Raw genomic sequence first — 21,321 nt, forward strand, 5'->3', positions numbered from 1 at the left:
CGTGCAACATTTCTTATACTTATTAAACGTAAGGTTCATAGTTTTCTTTGGTTCATCATAATTAACACAGGATGTGTTGATGCATTTAGCATAATTGACTCGGAGTCATATGAAGAAGATAAAAACAGTAGACTTAGATATCCCAGACGATATGGAGCACGGTTGGCAGAATATTGTCGACCTCTTAGCTCAAATTACTCAAGTGCCCGCAGCACTAATCATGCGTGTTCACGCCAATTACATTGAATTTTTTTCAACCAGTCGTAGCGAGAACAACCCATACAACAAAGGTGATTCTGAAACGCTGGGGAATGGGCTGTACTGCGAAACAGTGATGGAAACTCAACGACAGCTTCTTGTGCCTAACGCGCTTGCCGATCCTAAGTGGGACAACAACCCAGACATCAAACTCGGCTTAGTCTCCTATTGTGGTATTCCATTACTTTGGCCTAACGGTGAACTGTTTGGCACCATTTGTATCTTGGACTCGAAAGAGAATCACTACACCCCTACTTATATCAAACTGTTAGAGAGCTTTCGGACTTCGATTGAATCTCAGCTTAAAACCCTATTCCAACACGCCAAGCTTACCCAAATGAATCGCGACCTAAAAAACCGCGTTTACAATCGCACTAAAGATCTCGCGAGCCTTAATTACTCGTTGAATCAAGAAATTGATAAACGAAAAGCGGCTGAACAGAAGATTAACTTCCAAAAGAATCACGACCTCGGCACCGGCTTTTTAAACCGAAACGCATTTGAATCTCGCTTAAACCACAAGCTACTGTCACAGAGAAGGCTGACAGACAGCTCATTTGCAGTCGTTCATATTGGTTTTACCAACGGTAGACGCATACAAGCACGCTACGGCTATAACGCGTTAGACCAAGTGCTTGTTGAATACCGAAAACGCATCGACTGTATTTGTGATATCGATGTATTAACTGCACGCCCTACTTCGGTTGACCTCGTATTGGCGTTTAGCGTTAAAGATTTACACCATCGCCTTGAAGAACTTTGCCAGACGCTCGTTAAAGTTGGTCATTCAGAATTCGACATCGAAAGTGACAAAGTGCATTTGCACGCGTTTATTGGGATTGCAATTACGAACGACGAAGATGACGCGGAAAGCATTCTGCAGAAATCTTCTGAAGCGATGTTAGCCTGCAAAGATTCAGGACAAAAGTTCGCTTACTACTCTCAATCCCATACCGAAGAACAAACTCACATTAATAAGATCGAGGGCTATTTGCTTCAAGCCGTTCGTAATGATGACCTTATGCTCTACTTTCAACCCAAAGTTAGCCCGTTGACGCATCGCTGGGTCGGTGCTGAAGCTTTGCTTCGTTGGCGACATCCTGTTTTGGGTGATATCTCTAACGAAACCCTGATCCACATGGCTGAACAAAACGGTTTGATTTTCGAAGTGGGCAGCTTTGTTTTACGCAATGCGATTGAAAAAGCCAAAGAGTGGTCCGAATACGTTGAAGATTTCAAGATGGCTGTGAATGTGTCTGCAATTCAACTCAAGAACGTACACTTTGCGGAACAAGTGGTTCACCTACTCGAAACCTATCATTTAGAGCCTCGTTTCTTAGAACTTGAAGTTACGGAGAGTGGACTGATAGCAGATGAAGTGGTTGCCAAGAATACCTTGGGATCTTTGCACGATATTGGCGTTACATTGTCACTAGATGACTTCGGTACGGGCTACGCCTCCTTCAGTTATCTGAAGAAGTTCCCATTCGACACCATTAAGATTGATAAGAGCTTTATCGACCAAATGCTCAACTCACACGAAGACTCGGAAATTGTTCGTTCTATTGTCCAAATTGCCAAAAAGCTCGACTTAAAAGTGACGATTGAAGGCATAGAAACGGAGGTTCAGGAGCAATTTATTATTAACGAAGGCTGCGATGTGGGCCAAGGTTACCTTTACGGAAGACCAATGCCGAGCCAAGAATTCGAACACAGCTTAATCAATCAAAACTATTTGGGGACAACTCGTTACGCTTAAAGCGAAAAAGAGCAGTTAGTTTTGGATTTAGGCCTACTTTCTCTTTACTCTAAAGGTGGTGATTTTTATAATCGCCGCCTTTCTGTTTTTATCTTTCCCCTTATATAGGCATTCCTCGTTATGGATCAGTTGACTGCAAAGCTTAAAAAGCTCGAAAAACAAAACTACCGTGCATATCAACAAATTAAAGGTCAATACGACTTTGCTGATTTTGAATTACACATCGACCACATCCAAGGTGACCCATACGCGTCAGCTTCTCGTTTTCGTGCAACGCGCGCGTGGTCTTTGACCGGGTTAGATTGGCTGAAAGAAAAATCTTACGAATACCAAGTAGCCGCTCGTGACTTTATCGCACGTAGCTTCTCTGAGTTCGCGAAACAAGAGTCGACCGTTTCTATCGCGCTGACGGGTCAAACCGTATTAGACAACACAGCTGTTGTATTCACAGACCACGGCATCGAAATTCGTTTCCGTATTAATTTACCAGCTGATGGTCGTAGCATTCTTGCTAAGAAAGCGAACAACATCATCACTTTCTACTTACCGAAGTTTATTCGTCGCGCGACGCTTGAGCGTGAGTTAAACATCGATGCAATGATCAAACATTGTGAAACGATTGAAGACCAAGAAGCGCTGCGTGCTCAATTGGATGAAAACAACCTAGCCGCTTTCGTTGCAAACGGCAGTGTGTTACCTCGTATCGCGGGTAACTGCGACCTTCCAATGAAAGACGCGGTACCTTTCGCGGCTCCAGAATCATTAAGTGTTACGTTAAATACTCCAAACCAAGGTGACGTGACCGGCCTAGGCATTCCAAAAGGCATTACGCTGATCGTTGGTGGTGGTTTCCATGGTAAATCGACACTGTTGAACGCCGTTGAACGTTCTATCTACAACCATATTCCTGGTGACGGTCGCGAAGGCATTGTAACTGCGATTGATACGATGAAGATCCGCGCTGAAGATGGTCGATGTGTGCACAGCTTGAACCTGTCAAACTACATCAACCATTTACCAATGCAGAAAGACACATCTGACTTCAGCACACAAGATGCGTCAGGTTCTACGTCTCAAGCGGCTTGGTTACAAGAATCGATTGAAGCCGGCGTTCAAACTCTACTTATCGATGAAGATACGTCAGCGACTAACTTCATGATTCGTGACGAGCGTATGCAAGCGCTAGTGTCAAAAGGCGATGAGCCAATCACACCACTTGTCGACCGCATTGGTCAGCTTCGTGAAGAGATGGATATCTCTACCATTGTTGTAATGGGTGGCTCTGGTGATTACCTAGATGTCGCGAACACTGTAATTCAAATGCACGACTACCAAGCGGTAGATGTGACTGAAAAAGCAAAAGACGTGATTGCTCAGCACCCTACTCAGCGTACTAACGAATGTGAAACTGCTTTAGAAACGTTTGTACCGCGTTCATTGAACCGTGCTTCACTGATGAACATTCTGACTGACGGTAAATTCCGTGTTAATGCTAAAGGCAAAGAGTCACTGCGTTTTGGTAAAGAGTTTGCAGACCTTTCTGCGCTTGAGCAATTAGAATCACCGTCTGAAGTGAATGCGATCGGTTGGGCTTGGTTCCAATTCGCACAAACTCCAGGTTGGTCAAACAACCCTGCTAAAGAGTTTAACGCTATTTTAGAAAACGAATGGCACGCTAACATGCCTAACTACGGTGACCTAGCGAAACCAAGAACGTTAGATGTGATGGCTGCTCTGAACCGTATGCGTAAATCTCAGTTCAAGCCTTCGAACTGATTTCGTTAAATATCGGATTTATTGTGCTTCTAGGTTTTTGAAGTTTTAATCTTCTAATTTACTAAAGCTTCTAAGCCACTAAATAAGCAAATTAACCTTCTACGGCTCTCATTCTGAGGGCCGTAAATTTATCTAACCTCTTTTGACCTAACCTCTAGTGTCGTCAAAACTCTTGAACTTTATAAATTCATAAAACCAATCTTTACATCAATTACTTATCATCTTTTGTAATGAGAAAATTAAAGGCACTGTTTACCGCCATCTAATGCTGTCGATCCCTCAAAACATGACACAGCTTTTACAAAACCCTAGTGATATTCAGATAAAGTCCCGATTCGACAAGTGTAACCAAATGTAACAGACCCTTGAGGCTTCAATGAATCATAAACGCGTTAAGATGCGTGACCATAAAATCGAAGTGAACCTATTCAAAAACCGCGTAATCGTCGCGTTTTGTGGGATCTTGATGTTCACTCTTGTCTTAGTCGGCAATCTATACCGACTTCAAGTTGAAAATTTTAAAAGCTATCAAACTCGTGCCGATGGCAACAGAATCAAAGTATTACCTATCGCCCCTACTCGTGGACTTATTTACGACCGTAACGGCGTGTTGCTTGCAGAGAACAAGCTTGTCTTTGATCTAACCATGATTCCTGAGCAAACCGATGATGTCGATGCAATGCTCACCAAGCTAGACAAATATGTCCCCCGTGATGCAGAGCAGATCGCTCGTTTCAAAAAACGCTATCACAACACCCGCCGTTTTAAATCTGTGACTATTCTAGAGAACTTAACGGAGGAAGAGATCGCCAAGTTCTCCGTGCACCAGTACCAGTTCCCCGGCTTATCTATCGATACCAGCTTAAAGCGTTTTTACCCGAATGGTGAGGTGCTTACCCATGTTCTTGGTTACGTGGCGCACATCAATGATAGCGATCTCAGAAAGCTTGAAGAACAAGGGATAGAAGCGAATTATCAAGCTACAACAATCATAGGAAAACTGGGTGTTGAACGTTATTACGAAGATATTCTGCACGGCACCAAAGGTTATCAAGAAGTCGAAGTAAACAGCCGTGGGCGAATAGTCCGAACCATTGAGTACGTGCCGCCAGTAGCTGGTAAAGATATCGTGTTAAATATTGACCTTGAGCTGCAAAAATACGTCTTTGAGCAACTTGATCACCGAACTGGAAGCGCGGTTATTCTCGATCCGAAAGACAACAGCGTGTTGGCGATGGCATCAAGCCCGAGTTACGACCCTAACCTATTTGTCGACGGCATTTCGAGTAAGAACTACCAACGTTTATTGAATGATCCGGCTCACCCGTTGGTTAACCGCACCACTCTAGGCGTTTATCCTCCTGCCTCAACCGTTAAACCATTTATGGCTGTGGCAGGACTGCAAGAACATGTCATCTCTGAAGATACCATCCGTAACGACCATGGCGTTTGGAGAATTCCTGGCTCTAAACGAAACTCTAAATCGTGGCGTGACTGGAAACGTTGGGGTCACGGACCTGTCGATGTCACTCAAGCCATTGAAGAGTCGGTAGATTCATTCTTCTATCAAACCGCTTTCGATTTGGGTATTGACCGAATTTCAAGTTGGATGAACCGATTTGGATTTGGTGAACCGACAGGCATTGATATCTATGAAGAAAGTACCGCCAACATGCCGACTCGAGAATGGAAGATGATGCGTTATCGCACCCCTTGGTATCAGGGTGACACAGTTCCGATTGGTATTGGCCAAGGTTATTGGACATCGACACCTATGCAACTTGCTAAAGCAACATCAGTATTAGTTAATCATGGTAAGGTGATGCCACCTCATATCTTAAGAGCCACCTTAGATCATGGTGAAGATTTCAGTACACAACAACTTGTCGAACCGGAGCCAATGCCCTCAATCACCGAAGTACCGGATAGAATTTGGGATGTGCCAATCAATGCGATGCGACTCGTAAACCACGGTAATCGAGGCAGCGGCAGACGTGCATTTAAGGGAACTGAATACACGAGCGGCGGTAAATCAGGAACTGCACAAGTCTTTGATCTTGCGAAAGACCAGGTCTACAACTCGAAGAAACTCGCTAGACACTTGCTTGACCATGCGCTTTACACGGCTTTCGCACCGTATGAACACCCTGAATATGTCGCGACGGTGGTCATTGAACACGGTAACGGCGGTTCAAAAGTCGGTGCGCCTTATATCCGTAAAGTACTCGACTATGCCTTTGAACATAAAAGTGGCGAGAGCAAAGATCACTCCTAACACCAATAACTTAAGTCGCTACAGCACATAACGTAGTTACCCAAAACATAGCGTAATAACGACAAAGCCCCACTTGTGTCACTCACAATGTGGGGCTTTCTGTTTTAGGGTTCTAAGCAATTAGACAGCTAAAAATACCTGTCGATTATGAGCTTCTTAATACATGCCATGCTTCACAGAGCGTCTGAAATTTTGCGGTGTTGCCTTCGTCTCTGTCCGGATGCCATCTCAATGCCAGTTGTCGCCAACGTTTTCTAATTTCATGGTGTGTCGCGTCTAAAGGTAACTCAAACAGGTTCAATGCTCGACTTCGATCCATATCGAGTTCATCACCACCCACATACTTTCTATACCGAGTCCAAAATTCGTTCAACAGCCTTTTGACTTCACCTTCATCCGCTTCATAGTTAACCCAATTAATGTAGTATTCTCGAAGTGGGTCTTGATGATCGATGCTGTGACTGCTTCCGTGATAACGACCATTCATCAATTCGATGTCCATCGCTTGGACTTGGAGCCAACCATCTGGGTGTAAGGTTTCTTGAAGCTGATAAAGCGCATTCATGATAAGGAAGTTCTTTTTAAACAACTCTTTCTCAGGCACAGCATCCAACACTGGCACAAACCCAAGATCGTTCAGATGAGCTGCCAATGTGTGTACTTTCCATCCGCTTGGCTTTTGCTTAAGCACTTCCATTATCGGCCAAAGCAATGGGTTTTCCATATGGCAATGAAAGTTTGCTCTCACATCTTGATAATTCGACATAGTTGACTCAGTTAGCTTCTCTGAATTAATGGATTTCTAGAACTGTGGATACTATAAGTAACCTGTTTCGCATCCGTTGCGTATCTTCTTTAATTGAAAGCGATTTTCTAAGATTTGTCGAGCTTAAGGACAAACAACTTTCTAACGTTTGGCTTAAAGGCACCTTTTATCGTCAAAACTGAGTACCATTTCGTTGAATACAACCATTAGGGCGTGTTGACCTTTCGCGGTTAAATTTTGTTCGAGATAAAAGCGTTTTAATCGCGGCGAGGGAGAAGTAGCCTAGTCATTCTAAGCAAATCTCCCTCAACAAAGAGTAAAACGCTTTTAGCCGAACCCTTCGGGCAGCGTTTGCTGGTCATTTCTACTACGTTATCGGCTTCTCATGTAGGCTAGCTACACATCGATGCCTCTGCCTTGTATAAATACCCAGCAACTCGCTGCAAAAATCAGCTCGAAAGATCAACACGCCCTAGTAATAAAGCCGCAATTCTTTGGTACGGATACAAAAAAGGTCAGCGACTTAGCTGACCTTTCACATCTATCCCAATTTTAGGGACGAAGCATTGAACTGACTAGATAACGCCAAGCTCTCTTAGACGTTCCATTAGGTATTCGTTTGCTGTGTACTTTTCAGATAGCACTACTTCTGGTTTCGGGTGAAGGAATAGAGGCAAAGAGATACGAGACTTCTCTTGGCGTTCACCTGATGGGTTGATTACACGGTGAGTTGTCGATGGGAAGTAACCACCAGATGCTTCTTGAAGCATGTCACCGATGTTGATGATCATGTTACCGAAGTCACATGGAACATCTAGCCACTCGTCATTTTGAGCTTTAACTTGAAGGCCCGGCTCGCTTGCAGCAGGAAGAACCGTCAGTAAGTTGATGTCTTCGTGTGCCGCAGCGCGGATTGCACCTGGCTCTTCATCACCTTGCATTGGTGGGTAGTGAAGAACACGAAGCAGAGTCTGTTCACTGCCGTTGATCATTTCTGATAACGCAATAGAGAATTTCTCTTGTACTTCTTTAGGAGCATGAGCTTCAACCCAACCTAGCAGCTCTTGAGCAAAAGCATTCGCACGTTGGTAGTAATCTAGAATCTGTTCTTTCAGCTGTTCAGGGATTTGGCCCCAAGGGTATACGTGAAAGTACTCTTTGATGTCTTTTACAGTGTGGCCTTTAGCAACTTCAGACACTGAAGGTGGAAAATATCCATCTTGTGTTTCAACATTAAAGTGGAAGTTCTCTTTCTCTTCAGAGATGAAGAATTGGTACCAGTTTTCGTAAATTGACTCAACAAGCTCTTTCGGGATTGGGTGGTTCTTAAGAACACCAAAACCAGTTTCACGTAGAGAGCGAACAAATTGTTCTGCTGCGTCGTCAGCAAGGTAATCGACAGTTTCCAGTTTCATGACTTTCTTTCTTGTTATGTAGTAATAGAGCGATTTTAAGGATCGCTTTGTTGTAAATCAAACTTTTGTGAAACTCTAGCAACCGTTTGTCTAGATACTGGGCGATAACACCACTTTTCAACAAATCTGGTGATTAAGACCCAATTGAACACTGTTCATTATTGTGTAACACTATTAAAAACTTCGACGAGAGATCTTGATATGACAATCACGCCACTTGCTCAAAATCGACCATTGCTGTCATTGACGACGCTGTATCTGACTGTGTTTCTATTTTCAGCGTTCGCTCCCTCTTCAAGAGCGGTGTGGATTGCCGAAATTGTCCCAGCGCTCGCGATATTGGTGGGTATTTGGTGGTTATCAACAAAGCTCACCTTCACTAAGACAGCTTACGTTTTAATGTTTATCTGGCTGATTTTGCATACGATAGGCGCAAAATATACCTTCGCGGAAGTGCCATTTGATTGGTTCAATAACATGATAGGTTCAGAACGGAATAACTTTGACCGTGTCGCGCATTTCTCTATTGGCCTTTATGCTTACCCACTCGCTGAGTACTTGATTCGTAAAAAACTGGCTCAACCGGTGCTTGCATGTTTCTTTGCGTTATTTGCGATCATGAGTGTTGCTGCAGGTTATGAAATCATCGAGTGGTGGTACGCGGAGATTGCAGGTGGTGATAAAGGTATCGCATTCCTTGGTTCACAAGGCGATATTTGGGATGCACAGAAAGATATGCTGTGTGACACCACGGGCGCAATTGTCTCGCTATTACTTCTTAAGCTTCAAGGGCGTGTCAGAGCTTACTGAGCTCAATTCTTTACTCTGAGTATCAAAAGCAACGTTGAAATGCCACACACAAACCGTGCTGTGGCATTTTTAGTTTCAGCATTGTTTGCTCGTTTTAATATGACTGGTCGTTTCATCGTGACAGGTTATTTCATCGTTACCTTGCCACCAACAAACTTGTAGGCTGGCGTACCTCGAACCAAAGTGTCTCGCGCAAATTCAATCCCGCATTCAGGGCACACACATGGTTTTTTCGTGAAATCTTCAACGATACGCTCCTTAAAACATTTCACGAGTGCACCTTTGCCACCTTTCCGATACTTAAAAAGCTGCGTTTTACATTTGGAACAGAAAATCTGAACCGTCTTGGTCGGTTGTTTCTTGTTTGGTTTAGCCATAGAAGTTAATGATTGAACTCTTTATTTCTTAAGTTTAGGGGCGACAAGAACCAAGCTTATCCCAAGAAGTATAACGGTTGATGAGACTATAAATTGCATGGTGACAGGTTCAGATAAAAGTAATACACCACCAAGTGTCGCGATAACTGGAACAGAAAGCTGTGCAATAGACGCCACAACTGTATTCAGTTTTTTCACTACGTAATACCACAAACTATAACCCACACCGGAAGCCACCGAGCCCGATATAATCGCGTAAATCAAACCTTTCTCAGTGATAGACACTTGCGTTAACGCATTAGGTATCAAAACTAATAAGCTCAATGCCACAAGGATAACTAGCGAACTGAATCCAAAGTTAGCGGTGGTCGATTGCAGTGCGTTTGACGATTTCTTTCCTGCCAATGTGTAAATGCCCCACCCAATTCCGGCCAGAGACATCAAGATGATAGAAACTAAGTCGGGTGCCTGTGCCGATTCCGTTGGCATTAACAAGTAAACAAGCCCTGCCACAGACAACAAACACCCGCACCACTCAATAAGTGACATTCTGTTACCAGAAAGCAAGTGCGCGGCAATCATCGTAAATTGCACTGCGACAAACAACACCAGCGCACCAAGACCTGCGCCAAGCTCTAAGTAAGCAAACGAGAAACCAAACATATACACGAGCAGTGACAGTATTGATGTTAATTGAAACTGTGATTTGAGTTTTGCATATGCCGATGTGTTGTTTGTTAACTCACGTTTAGACTTAGATTGGGAAGATAACGTTAATAAAATCAGAAGCGTAAGCGCACCAGATAAGATGCGAACGATCGAAAAGCTCAAAGGATCGATCGTTTGATCCATTAAGGCCCAGCGACACAAAACTGAATTCGCAGCAAATGCCACCAGCGTAATAAATGTAACCATCAGAGTTTGCATCGTTTTTTCCTAAATGAGTTATTTGGTCCTAACTGAGTTTTCTTGGATTTCAATCAACGTCAGGCTTCACCCAAACTTGGCTAAAGTCGAACCAACCTAATGCATTACATTTCGCGTTTTGCAACGTACCACATTGATCTTTATTAACGCCTAACCAGCAATGGAACATCGGGATCAATTGATTGCTTTGGACCAGTTGTTTACCTAACTGTCGTGCTGGGAATTGCTCGAATTCACCAGAACGCCAACGGTCAATCATGTGACACCATTGGTCGAAGTCCTCTGCCGGGCTAGATTCATCAAGAAAACTGTAGTCCATTAACCAGCCAGCCAAGGCGTCGTCTCTGTTATTGGCGATGCCCATAGGGTTAATCCAAACATCAACATCATCGGCGTGCGGAGGATCGGTTTCGTAACCGTAAAGATCAACATCGACGTTGTATTGCTTCAGCACCGTGACAATCGCCTTTGCAAGCGTTGGGAACATTGGGTGTTGGCATTGATACGCTAATCTTATGGTAGGCTTCGAATCTGCTGGTGGACAAACGGGCACTTTTAACTTTATGTCATACCAACCGGGTTTTATCCCATAAGCGTGTAACACGCCCAAATCGATAACAGTCTCTTTTGGAATATGAACAAACAGATCCGCCGCATTCAACGCGTTAGATAAAAACTGTGCCCATGCGGGATCTTGTGCAATACCCTTCTTTCTATTAAGCAGTAAATACGTGCAACCAGGATCGAGTTCTACTTCATCGCTATCGCCACGGTCGGCCATAACAGGCTTAGACAGGCTTGGGTAAACCATTGAAGAATAAGCCTCATCCACCACCCAAACTTCAACGCGATCAATTAACGGTCTGAAACCAAAGTACCCATTGAAAGCGGTTAACACGAGTTGTTTCTCGTCGTTCTTTTCAATGCGATAAGGTCCCGTTCCAATCGGTCGAATATCGTAGTCTTCACCACGTAAAGTGATCGGTAATGTGACTTTAGCGACCGATTCCGTTAGTGCGAGGGGAAAATACTTGTCTGGACGTGTGAGAAAAACATCTACTACACAATTTGCAGGTGAAGAGACATCTTTGATATGCGAAAACATGTTGAGAGGTTCGAGTGCAAGCAGTGTATCCACAACATGATTGGTTAACAGAGGTTCCCCGTTATGGAAACGAACACCGGGTCTCAAGAAGAATCGCCATTGGTAATCGCTGATTTTTTGCCATGAATGAGCAAGATCGGGTTGAAGTTGGTCATTCTCATCTAGATGAGTCAACCCACTGAATACCTGACAAGCGATATGTTGCTCTGAACGACGCATCGATTTGGTTGGGTTAAGCATTGAAAGCGGCCGGTAATAAGGCAAACGAATAACTTGTTCGCCTTCTTGATACTGTACGCCCAAGTAGTTTTGAATAACTTGCGTGAGTTTGGCAGCATTGTGATCAAGCACTGACAGCGCCTGTCCAATTTTTCCTTCCTGCAAGTAGCGTCTTGCTAAGTTCTCGCTGACATCACAACGATTCTGTTTAAAGATAAGTTGAGATAACTTTCCTCGACCTGCTGCAGGTAACCATTCTACCCACCCTTCTTCTTCAAGCTTGTTGAGTACCATTCGGGCATTACGACGGGTACAACAAAGCACATCCGTGATATCGTCGAGTTGAACATCAGAATCTTTACCATCGAAGTATTCAAACAGGGTTTCAAATTGAACGCGAAGTCTTGGGCTGCTCATAAAGAGGAAAACTTATTCAAAGGACATTGAATTCAGTTTCCCTATTTTATGGCGTAAAATCAATATTACTGACACAATTTTATTGTGAATTATGAGTACGACATCCTAAGATGTTATTCAATCTTAAGGGTTAAGTGCTTTTACCGTAAAGGATTACATTACATCGCAGCCAATTTCATTAGCGATTTCACGGAGTTGCTGTTCATCGTCTAATTTTATCGACCATTTACACTCAGAACCGTTAGCTGAAATAACATTTGCCCCTTTTCCGATCAATTGAATTGCATCAACTTGGGCTTGCAGCGTGACTCTATGCTCCCCATCTAAACGAACAACCAATTCATGTGCGGTTGCGATGACTTTTCCACTTTTAAACGTTATGACCATGGGCTTCTCGGGTTACTTCTTTAAATACTGATTGCTTGTTCTAAGTACTGATTACTTCTTCTAAAGACAAAACCAGCGTACGACTGCCTAGTCTGTTATCGCTTATGTTTCTTAACGGCAATGGTTAAACGACTGGTACAAACTAAGCGTTGACGATCATCAGTGATATTGATCTGCCATACTTGAGTAGAGACGCCCAAGTGAATAGGCTCAGCAGTACCGATGACATGCCCTTCACGCATTGACCTTACGTGGTTCGCATTGATATCGAGCCCAACGCAATAATAGCCTTCTGGTACGCAGAAGTTTGCAGCCAATGAGCCAAGCGTTTCTGCTAGCACAACCGATGCGCCGCCATGAAGCATACCCAGTGGTTGGTGCGTAAAGTGACAAACCGGCATGGTTGCCACCAAAGAGTTGTCATTTACTTCGGTGTAAACAATGTTGAGGTGTTCAATTAAGGTATTTTTTGAGGTCGCGTTGAAGGTATCTAGGTCAACGGGCTTTTTCCAAATACTCATGTGGGTTCCTTAATTATTGATCTTGTTATCGCGTGCATAGCTTTTTCTATATTACTGGCTGTTAGTTATCTTTCAGCCCTTAGTTATTACGCAAGTTGATGTTAACATGCATAAAAACTGAATACACAGAGGATATTGTATGACGTCATGGATGAAGTTTGCCTCGCTTCTCACACTAGCAGGCCTAACCGCGTGTAGCGCTTCTCCGACAGGCAGAAACCAATTGCTGCTTTTTTCAGATAAAGACATGTCTCAGCTTGGAGCACAGTCTTTTGAACAAATGAAAAAAGAACAACCCATCAGCAAAGATGCCAAAACTAACGCTTATGTTCAGTGCGTAGCGAACAGCATCACTCAATATATTCCTAAACAAGGTTTTAGTGAATGGGAAGTTGTTGTGTTTGATAGTGACCAAGTGAATGCATTCGCCCTGCCTGGCGGAAAAATCGGTGTATACACGGGCTTACTCAAGGTCGCAGTCAATCAAGACCAACTCGCGACGGTTATCGGTCACGAAGTGGCACACGTTCTTGCAGACCACAGTAATGAGCGCCTGTCTCAGTCTCAAATCGCTAATACTGGCTTGTCTATTACTAACGTCGCGTTAGGCGCATCAGAATACAAACAGTATCAAGGTATGACGATGGCCGCGTTAGGGTTAGGCGTTCAATATGGCGTTATTCTACCGTATGGGCGAACTCAAGAGTCTGAAGCCGATGTTGTTGGTTTAGAGTATATGGCTCAAGCAGGTTTCGATCCAAACCAAAGTGTCAACTTGTGGCAAAACATGGCGAAAGCATCAGGGGGTAATCAACCGCCAGAGTTGCTTTCTACGCACCCTTCCCACAGTACGCGTATTAAAGATCTACAAGCAACGATAAAAACGCTTCCTCAATCAGGTTCACCAAGACCAAATTGCAAAGCGTAATCTAAGTAAGAATCGCCTAGCTGGTGTAAATACAAAATGCCCTATCCATATTGGTTAGGGCATTTTCAGTTTCTTGCTTGCTAACAGTTCAAGTGCACTAAGCAGCTGGATAATTCCAACAACAGAAACTCACTCGTTAAGTACCAAGAATTTGTAATGGTAGGCTTAATAGCTGATCACCAGTAGATGCAAAATACCAGATAACACCAATCAAACTGCTCACTAAACCTACATACCAAACGAACGACACGACTTGCCCGTATTTGTCTAACGGTAACAAGTGACTGTGATGACGTCCTTTCCATTCAAACAGTATTTCAACACTGCCCATGATCAATAAGAAACCAAACAGGGTTAAATTCAACTGATAACTCAATACCACACCAGCAACGGCAGCCGCGACACAAAGTACAATGCCAAGCACACTGTTCATCGAGAAACTGATACTTTTAAGAACATGTCCGCCATCGAGAGGCAAAATCGGCAATAGATTGAACAGGTTTAATAGAGCATTAAATACTGCAAGGCCGGCAAAGAACATTTCGCCAGTCGCCCAATACAGCACCATAAATACTAACGACAATATCAGGCCGAACAATGGCCCCATGATTGAGATAACCACATCTTGCCAACGCGTATTAATCTTTTCATCGGATAACGCCAAGCCACCAAGAAATGGTATCAAATAGATCCCTTTGGTTTTCATGCCGAAGTATTTCATCGCTCTAATATGACCGTACTCATGGAACATTAAACAGGCGATTAAGGCCAAAGCGAACTGAATTGAAAACAACCATGAATAGGCCGCTAAACTCGCAGAAGCAAGTACGACCTTGATTAGCTTGGCGCTTTTAAGCGCTTTCATACCAAGCGACACCAACCCAATTAAGCTAAAACGCTTCTCTGGTTTAGGAGCGACAACAGGAGTTTGTTGTTCAATATCTTTGGTGTTTCGATTGCCTTCGGTAATGGTTTGCCCATTCACCGACGCTTTATACGTCATCTCAAACGGTTGCCACTGAACGGTCGATTCAACGTGACACTGCAACGTTTCTTCGCCAGCGCGTAGTGTAAATTCGTGTTTTCGGGCGTCTTCTTGGTCTGTGGTCGCATCTAATTGAGATACCAAAGTGTTATCCCAATACAACTGTTGCCACCCTGCCATTGATCCTTCTAAACGAAGCGGTTTTCCAAGAAACTCTATCGCGAGTAATTCCAAACTTAAAATTCCAATTTAATGACTTCTAACGAGTGTCGATATTATGCCGATTTAGCGAATGGTGGTAAACAGAAACAAAGTTGTTACATATTGAGCTATTGAACACTATTTATACCGCAACGATGCATAAACACTCTGGTCACACCTCCAACCACGAATAAATTATTGATTATACTTATATTATCGATGTTAAAGTGCCGCCCCTTTAAAACATAACCTCACAAAATAACAACTCTTTCTTTGACTTTATATAAAACATGAATTTAACATGCCATTTACATTAGAGCTTCAACACCAAAAATGCTCAGTGTGTTTTCAAACCATAATAACGAAATTCGATGCCCTAGGAGGGTCAAGGATGAAAACAATACAACGCTCTCTCGTTTCACTTTCAGTACTATTTGCATGTAACTCACTTGCGGCTGGTTTCCAAGTTGCTGAGCATTCTGCCTCAGGTCTTGGTCGTGCCTTTTCAGGTGAAGGTGCAGTAGCTGATAACGCGAGTGTACTAGCGAGAAACCCCGCCGCAATGACCCTATTTGATACAGCCCAATTTTCAGGCGCGGTTTCTATCGTTGATCCAGAAGTGGATATTACTCAAAACAATGTTCCAGGTTCTGGCGGACAAAGCCAAGTATCTAAAGACGTAGCGCCATTGCAAGTCGTCCCTGCCGCATACTACATCAGCCCTATTAACGATAAATGGGCTTGGGGCATTGGTATGTTTTCTAACTACGGCGTTGCTACCGATTACCCAGACGATATTTATGCGGGTGATCTTGCAGGTGATACTTCACTAGTGTCAGTGAACTTAAACCCCAATGTGGCGTATCGAGTTAACGACCAGTTTAGTGTTGGTGCGGGTGCGAACCTTGTTTACGCCGAGGCTGAACTAAATCGTCATCAAGGCTCTATTTCGAACATCACTGGAGATCCTGCCTCAACAAAACTGATCAGTATGACAGGTGAAACATTTGCATTTGGTTGGAACGTGGGCGCGTTATATGAACTGAATGAAAACAACCGATTCTCTATCGCTTATCGTTCAGAGGTAGACCTCGACTTTGATGACGGTGACTTTACTGATTACACGGGCAGCATCGTGGAAGGCAGTGCTACGACAACAACAGGACGTCTAAAAATCACGTTGCCTTCGATTATTGAAATTTCAGCTTTCCACCAATTGACCGACCAATGGGCAATTCACTACGGGTGGCAACAAACTGGGTGGAGTAGCTTCAAAGAGCTTAAAGCGACAAGTTCAGATTGTGTAAGTGGCGAGTGTTTTAAAAAGACCGAAGACTACGACGACAATAACCGTTACTCACTGGGTGCAACTTATCAGTTAAACCAAGAATGGACCTTAAGAGCTGGTTTAGCTTATGACGAGCAAGCTGGTGAAGCGACGTTGAGTATTCCTGATAGCGACCGTTTCTGGTACAGCGCAGGTTTAACTTACCAGTACAGCCCTAACCTTTCCTTCGATGCTGGTTTTGCCCTTGTACAAAGTAAAGATGGTGACTTCAAAGAAACCAATGAACTTGGTCAAGAACTTGAATTCTCTGGTGATGCTGTAGCTTACTTATCTGCAATTCAAATGAACTACACCTTCAACTAAACGGAATTAAAACATGAAAAAGTTATTTAATATTTCGCTGCTCGCTTCAGCAATGTTTCTTGCTGGTTGTGGTGATGACTCTTCGAGTTCAGGTGCTTCAACAGCGATTCAATATGAGCAATACATTCAAGATTCACTCGCACAAGCGACGAGCATCAAGTTTCAATTAACGGGTGCTGATATTGCTGTTCCTCTTCCTAGTTTCGCGTTGATGGATACTACCGACGGTACACTTGGCTTGCCGACCGGTGGTGATGATTCATTAACAAACCCTATTGCTGCAATGAATACAATGGATGGTTGGTCGACTTCGATGCCAATCATCATGAATTTTGAAGGTACTGGTTTAGCTGACGGTGTAGCTACTGGTGGGGTTTACCTATTAAAGCTTAGTGGCTCACTAACTTCTGAAACTGCACCAAGTGTTGCTGGAGTATTGACCCTAGGTACCGACTTCAACGTTCTATCTAGCGCCTCAACTGACACATTCACAATTGTGTTCAATGAATCCTTAGATGCTTCAAGTGAATACGTATTGGCACTTTCCAATGAACTAACGGATGTTAACGGCGACCCAGTTGGCATGTCGGCAAGTTATGCTGCGCTGAAATCGAGTGCAGTAACTTACACAGAAGGTAGCCTTGCTCAAGCGCAGAAGGTAACTCAGGGTGTAGAGACAATCTTTGCAGGGGCCAATGCAGCCGGCAAGGTTAGCCTTGATAGCAAAGACATCATCTATTCGACGTGGTTTACAACCGAATCGGTTGGCAGCTCTCTTTTCGCAACAAAGGCTGCAACCGCAACAGGATTAGCATCTGCAAACCTTAATAGTGTCTGGAAAGGCAGTGCAAACCCTAATTCTGTCGACCTTACAACAGCTTACGCAATGCAGTTTGTTTCTACTGAAACGTTCAAAACCGCATTAACTAACGATGTTGATTTTGACAAATACATTGGCGGCGGAGATGCAGCAACAATCGCGAAAGCCAAAGGAGCCATCGAACTTATGTACGGTGCCACTGACAATGTTGATGTTAGCCAAGGTTTCGTTCAATTACCTTATTATCTAGAAACAAGTGCTACTGAATGGAATGCACAGCCATTCGAATCGGGTATGCCTAGCCTGGCTAAGGTCTCAAATACTTTAAGTAATAGTGCCGAGCAAGCCAATATGGCAGCCCAGTTAGTTGCTGCAGGCATCGACACAAGCATATTAGCGACGAGTCAAACTGAACAGCTGAAGTTAATCGGTTTAAATTTAACGCTGGTTGACGGCTCACCGCTTGATATTGAAAGAGTGCTCACCAAGTACTCTCCTGTCCCACAAGTTAAATCATTGGAAGCTGTTGAATTCTTGTTGTTTACACCGAATGGTTCTGATCCTGCTAATGTAGTGATCTACCAACACGGTATCACCTCAGCGAAAGAAAACGCTTACGCATTTGCCTACAACTTAGCACGAGCCGGAACAGCTGTTTTAGCGATTGACTTACCGCTCCACGGTACACGTAGTTTGGATGATACTCGTTCGGCAAACGCTGACGTTCTGGCTTATCTAAACTTAGCGAACTTACCCGTCGCTCGCGATAACGTACGCCAAAGTGCGCTTGATGTAATGGGCTTACGCGCGGCTTTAGCCGTATCATCACAAGCAACATTGTTAGGCGCGTCGCCACTTAAAGGTTTTGATTTAACCAAAGGCTCGCAAGTTAAGTTTCTAGGTCACTCACTAGGCGGTATTGTTGGAACGACTGCAGTTGCAGCCTCTAACCGTACGCTCGGTAGTGTCGCAGCTAATTCGCTTTATTCATTCAGTGCAGCAGCTATAGAAAACTCAGGCGGTCAGATATCTAACCTTCTACTGGGTTCTACAGAGTTTGGTCCTCAAGTTAAGCACAGCGTTGCATTGAGCGCTTCAACTGAATACGCAGGTTTCGCAACCGCAAACTGTGGAAGTCTTTCTAATAAGCAGTGCTACCAAACGTTTGAAGCAAACGCGACTGCAGCACAGAAAGCAACCATGACAGCCGCTTTTCAACAGTTCGCTTACGCTGCACAAACTGTGTTAGATACTGTTGACCCATTTACCAATGCTGCTTATCTAGTTGCTTCTGGCTCACCTGTTCTGCCTATTTATATGGGGCAAGTACAAGGTGATGATACAGTACCAAACACTGTGGCAAACGCTCCGTTCGCGGGAACCACACCGTTGGCAACGAAGCTTGGCCTAACAGCCGTTGATTCGAGTAACACGACCCCTGACGGTGCGAAGGACTTTGTTAAGTTCAGTGATGTTGCTGCGCATAGTACATTTGTATTACCGCAAGATACCACTACACCAACACCTTTGGACGCAGGTCATCATGCAAGCATGCAGACACAAGCTGTAGACTTCTTGATCGACAACGCGTTAACTTCAGGATCCATTACTGGTTCCTTCTTAGAATAAGTAATAGTTGCAAGTAAACAAATGCCAGCCTAACCGCTGGCATTTTTGTATCTGTCGTTCGAACAATTTCCCTAATTAACCGTTTGCATAAAACTTTAAAACACAAATGGTTGATCTCAGCTAAAATTAATCAAGACAGAATACCGTACGACCTCTTTCTTTATTGTAAATAAAGTGGATAATAGCCCCGTAATTTAATACCTAATAAATGTGAGTCCATTATGTCTTCTGAAGCTACTATGCTAGAACGCTGCCAATCTAAATGTGAACTATGTGGTTCTGATTCTTCTCTTACTGCATACGCAGTGCCGCCACACAGCCACGTAACAGTGGATCACGGCATCATGGTATGTGACAAATGTCTTGGTGAGATTGACGATCCTAAAGATATCAACCACTGGCGTTGTCTGACTGACAGCATGTGGAGCCAGGAAGCGCCAGTTCAAGTAACGGCATGGCGTCAACTTACTCGCCTGAACACAGAAAGCTGGGCTCAGGACGCGCTAGACATGATGTACCTTGAAGAAGAAACATCAGTTTGGGCACAAATCGGCATGTCTGCTGATGACAAGCCTCTTGATGTGAATGGCGTTGAACTTAAGAAAGGTGACGACGTAACAGTAATCAAAGACCTGCCAATCAAAGGTACTAACCAAGTGATTAAGCAAGGTACTGTTATTCGTGGTATCAGCGTTGGTGACGATCCTAAGCTTGTTTCTGGTAAAACAAACGGCGGTCAATCAATGTACGTAATCGCTGAGTTCTGCCGTAAGAAGTAATCTTACTGTAAGAAATTGATAGAAAACGAAAAGGCGCTAATTGGCGCCTTTTTTCTTGGAAAAATTTAACCTATTCCGTTGTTCTAGAAACCACTGCCTACGTTAAAGTAGATAGCGCGTTCTTCATGGCTTTGCGCATAATCCATCCCAAGGTGCAAACCGTAACGTCTCGCGATTTGGTATCGAAAGCCGACACCTCCGGCATTGACGGTACTGTCGTGGCTTATGCCGTTATCTTGCTTTGCAACCCCTGAACCGTAAAACCCAGACACCTTCCAACGATGAGTGATGCTATACGTCAATTGGCCTTGAATTGTTTCAATCTCATCTCCTTGGTACCGATAAGATGACACCCCGCGTAACGACACGTACGGTTTCGCTGTGGGTGATACAAACAGGTCTTGCTGTTCGAAGCTTTGATAATTTGCAGCCAAGCCTAACGTCCATTTATTGGCAATTGGGATATAGGCTTCGCCATCTATGTTCAAATTTCGGTAATTGTAATCACTGCCAATCGCATCGTCGTACACCATGTAATCTGCAGACAATTTGTAACCTTTGGTTGGATAAAATAAATTATCTCTTGTGTCATATTCAGCCTCCAACCCTAAACCAGAAGTAACCGATTCGTTACCCAAAATTCGGTCTAAAACCATGTTATCAAATTCAATCTCAGACTTAGCTAATAACTGCTTTATTCCCAACATCCAAGGCGTATGCCCAATCCGGAACTGCACCTTTTGTGAAAGTACGGCTACCGAAGTTGACGTGCCTATTCTAAGGTCATGATCTATGGGGCCCCAGTTGATTGATGTGTACAAATCCAAATTCGCAACACCAAAGCCGCCGCCTCCTGTGTAACGAATGGAATCATTCATCCAAGATCGTCTATGGCCACCAAATACAAACCAAGTTTCGTTCTCTGTCCCTACTGCGCCCACTACTGACATTGCTGAGGGTACTAACTGCGCACCACCATCTATGGCAGAAAGAGCAGCTTGCTTTCTTTGTCGCTTTTCCTCATCCGTCTCATGTAAAAACAAACCAGCCACACCGCCGCCGTACCCCACCGCAGGCTCGGTAATCAAAATTGGGATAGGCAAAAAGCCATATGCGTTTTCCGCAAGGTGATGCCCCATATCAAATTGACCATCAACAGGATCATAAAACGATGCGAAAGAAGATGTTGTAAATAAAAAGCAGGAAAGAAGAACAATGCCGCCGCAGCGAGTCATAAAATTTGCCTCATAAAAAAGACCGGGTGACGAAACCCGGCCGAAAGTTTGCTTCCTTGCAATAAACATAGAAATTAAACA

General features: G+C 43.8%; 17 protein-coding genes. 8 read left to right on the plus strand and 9 right to left on the minus strand.

What is annotated here, in order from left to right; translation table 11 throughout:
• Positions 1-109: 109 nt before the first annotated feature.
• The 3 genes from AB6E78_RS16030 to mrdA all read left to right on the plus strand — a co-directional run bounded on the left by AB6E78_RS16030 (position 110) and on the right by mrdA (position 6,068).
• Positions 110-2,017 carry an EAL domain-containing protein gene (locus AB6E78_RS16030; protein WP_372133475.1) on the plus strand — a complete coding sequence of 636 codons (1,908 nt, stop codon included), beginning with the start codon at positions 110-112 and terminating at the stop codon, positions 2,015-2,017.
• A 120-nt stretch (positions 2,018-2,137) separates the two neighbouring features.
• Entirely contained in the window at positions 2,138-3,793 is a 1,656-nt protein-coding gene (locus AB6E78_RS16035) for an ABC-ATPase domain-containing protein (RefSeq protein ID WP_017060076.1), read from the plus strand.
• Between the two features lie 376 nt (positions 3,794-4,169).
• Complete coding sequence (gene mrdA / locus AB6E78_RS16040; protein WP_017060075.1) at positions 4,170-6,068, plus strand: penicillin-binding protein 2; 1,899 nt, start codon at positions 4,170-4,172, stop codon at positions 6,066-6,068.
• Between the two features lie 145 nt (positions 6,069-6,213).
• On the opposite strand, the gene AB6E78_RS16045 is transcribed toward mrdA, so the two are convergent.
• Entirely contained in the window at positions 6,214-6,834 is a 621-nt protein-coding gene (locus tag AB6E78_RS16045) for a DNA-J related domain-containing protein (protein ID WP_029235437.1), read from the minus strand.
• A gap of 575 nt (positions 6,835-7,409) precedes the next feature.
• Entirely contained in the window at positions 7,410-8,249 is an 840-nt protein-coding gene (locus AB6E78_RS16050) for an isopenicillin N synthase family oxygenase (protein ID WP_017060073.1), read from the minus strand.
• 201 nt (positions 8,250-8,450) lie between these two features.
• Here AB6E78_RS16050 and AB6E78_RS16055 point away from each other — a divergent pair, with 201 nt between their 5' ends.
• Complete coding sequence (locus tag AB6E78_RS16055) at positions 8,451-9,059, plus strand: DUF2238 domain-containing protein (RefSeq protein WP_372133478.1); 609 nt, start codon at positions 8,451-8,453, stop codon at positions 9,057-9,059.
• Between the two features lie 125 nt (positions 9,060-9,184).
• Here the strand turns inward: AB6E78_RS16055 and AB6E78_RS16060 are convergent, their stop codons facing one another.
• The 5 genes from AB6E78_RS16060 to AB6E78_RS16080 form a co-directional block, all read right to left on the minus strand.
• Complete coding sequence (locus AB6E78_RS16060) at positions 9,185-9,436, minus strand: hypothetical protein (protein ID WP_372133480.1); 252 nt, start codon at positions 9,434-9,436, stop codon at positions 9,185-9,187.
• 21 nt (positions 9,437-9,457) lie between these two features.
• Positions 9,458-10,363, minus strand: a complete 906-nt coding sequence (locus AB6E78_RS16065) for a DMT family transporter (RefSeq protein ID WP_372133483.1) — start codon at positions 10,361-10,363, stop codon at positions 9,458-9,460.
• Positions 10,364-10,412: 49 nt separating this feature from the next.
• Complete coding sequence (locus tag AB6E78_RS16070) at positions 10,413-12,104, minus strand: SgrR family transcriptional regulator (protein ID WP_372133486.1); 1,692 nt, start codon at positions 12,102-12,104, stop codon at positions 10,413-10,415.
• 153 nt (positions 12,105-12,257) lie between these two features.
• Positions 12,258-12,491, minus strand: a complete 234-nt coding sequence (locus AB6E78_RS16075; protein WP_017064605.1) for a DUF3389 domain-containing protein — start codon at positions 12,489-12,491, stop codon at positions 12,258-12,260.
• 95 nt (positions 12,492-12,586) lie between these two features.
• A complete protein-coding gene (locus AB6E78_RS16080) occupies positions 12,587-13,012 on the minus strand; it encodes a hotdog fold thioesterase (RefSeq protein WP_017060067.1) in 426 nt (141 codons plus the stop codon).
• Positions 13,013-13,151: 139 nt separating this feature from the next.
• Here AB6E78_RS16080 and AB6E78_RS16085 point away from each other — a divergent pair, with 139 nt between their 5' ends.
• Positions 13,152-13,940, plus strand: coding sequence for a M48 family metallopeptidase (locus AB6E78_RS16085; protein ID WP_017060066.1), 789 nt, complete (start codon positions 13,152-13,154; stop codon positions 13,938-13,940).
• 136 nt (positions 13,941-14,076) lie between these two features.
• Here the strand turns inward: AB6E78_RS16085 and AB6E78_RS16090 are convergent, their stop codons facing one another.
• A complete protein-coding gene (locus AB6E78_RS16090; protein ID WP_017060065.1) occupies positions 14,077-15,159 on the minus strand; it encodes a site-2 protease family protein in 1,083 nt (360 codons plus the stop codon).
• A gap of 358 nt (positions 15,160-15,517) precedes the next feature.
• On the opposite strand from AB6E78_RS16090, the gene AB6E78_RS16095 reads away from it, so the two are divergent.
• The 3 genes from AB6E78_RS16095 to AB6E78_RS16105 all read left to right on the plus strand — a co-directional run bounded on the left by AB6E78_RS16095 (position 15,518) and on the right by AB6E78_RS16105 (position 20,005).
• Positions 15,518-16,777 carry an outer membrane protein transport protein gene (locus AB6E78_RS16095; protein WP_017064607.1) on the plus strand — a complete coding sequence of 420 codons (1,260 nt, stop codon included), beginning with the start codon at positions 15,518-15,520 and terminating at the stop codon, positions 16,775-16,777.
• 13 nt (positions 16,778-16,790) lie between these two features.
• Complete coding sequence (locus AB6E78_RS16100; RefSeq protein WP_372133489.1) at positions 16,791-19,226, plus strand: VolA/Pla-1 family phospholipase; 2,436 nt, start codon at positions 16,791-16,793, stop codon at positions 19,224-19,226.
• A gap of 221 nt (positions 19,227-19,447) precedes the next feature.
• On the plus strand, positions 19,448-20,005 hold the full coding sequence (locus AB6E78_RS16105; RefSeq protein ID WP_017060062.1) for a PhnA domain-containing protein: 558 nt from the start codon (positions 19,448-19,450) through the stop codon (positions 20,003-20,005).
• Positions 20,006-20,088: 83 nt separating this feature from the next.
• On the opposite strand, the gene AB6E78_RS16110 is transcribed toward AB6E78_RS16105, so the two are convergent.
• Entirely contained in the window at positions 20,089-21,240 is a 1,152-nt protein-coding gene (locus tag AB6E78_RS16110; protein WP_017069662.1) for a BamA/TamA family outer membrane protein, read from the minus strand.
• Positions 21,241-21,321: the final 81 nt, after the last annotated feature.

The sequence above is a fragment of the Vibrio sp. 10N.247.310.98 genome, assembly GCF_041467395.1.
In the GTDB taxonomy this organism is placed as follows: Bacteria; Pseudomonadota; Gammaproteobacteria; order Enterobacterales; family Vibrionaceae; genus Vibrio; species Vibrio crassostreae_C.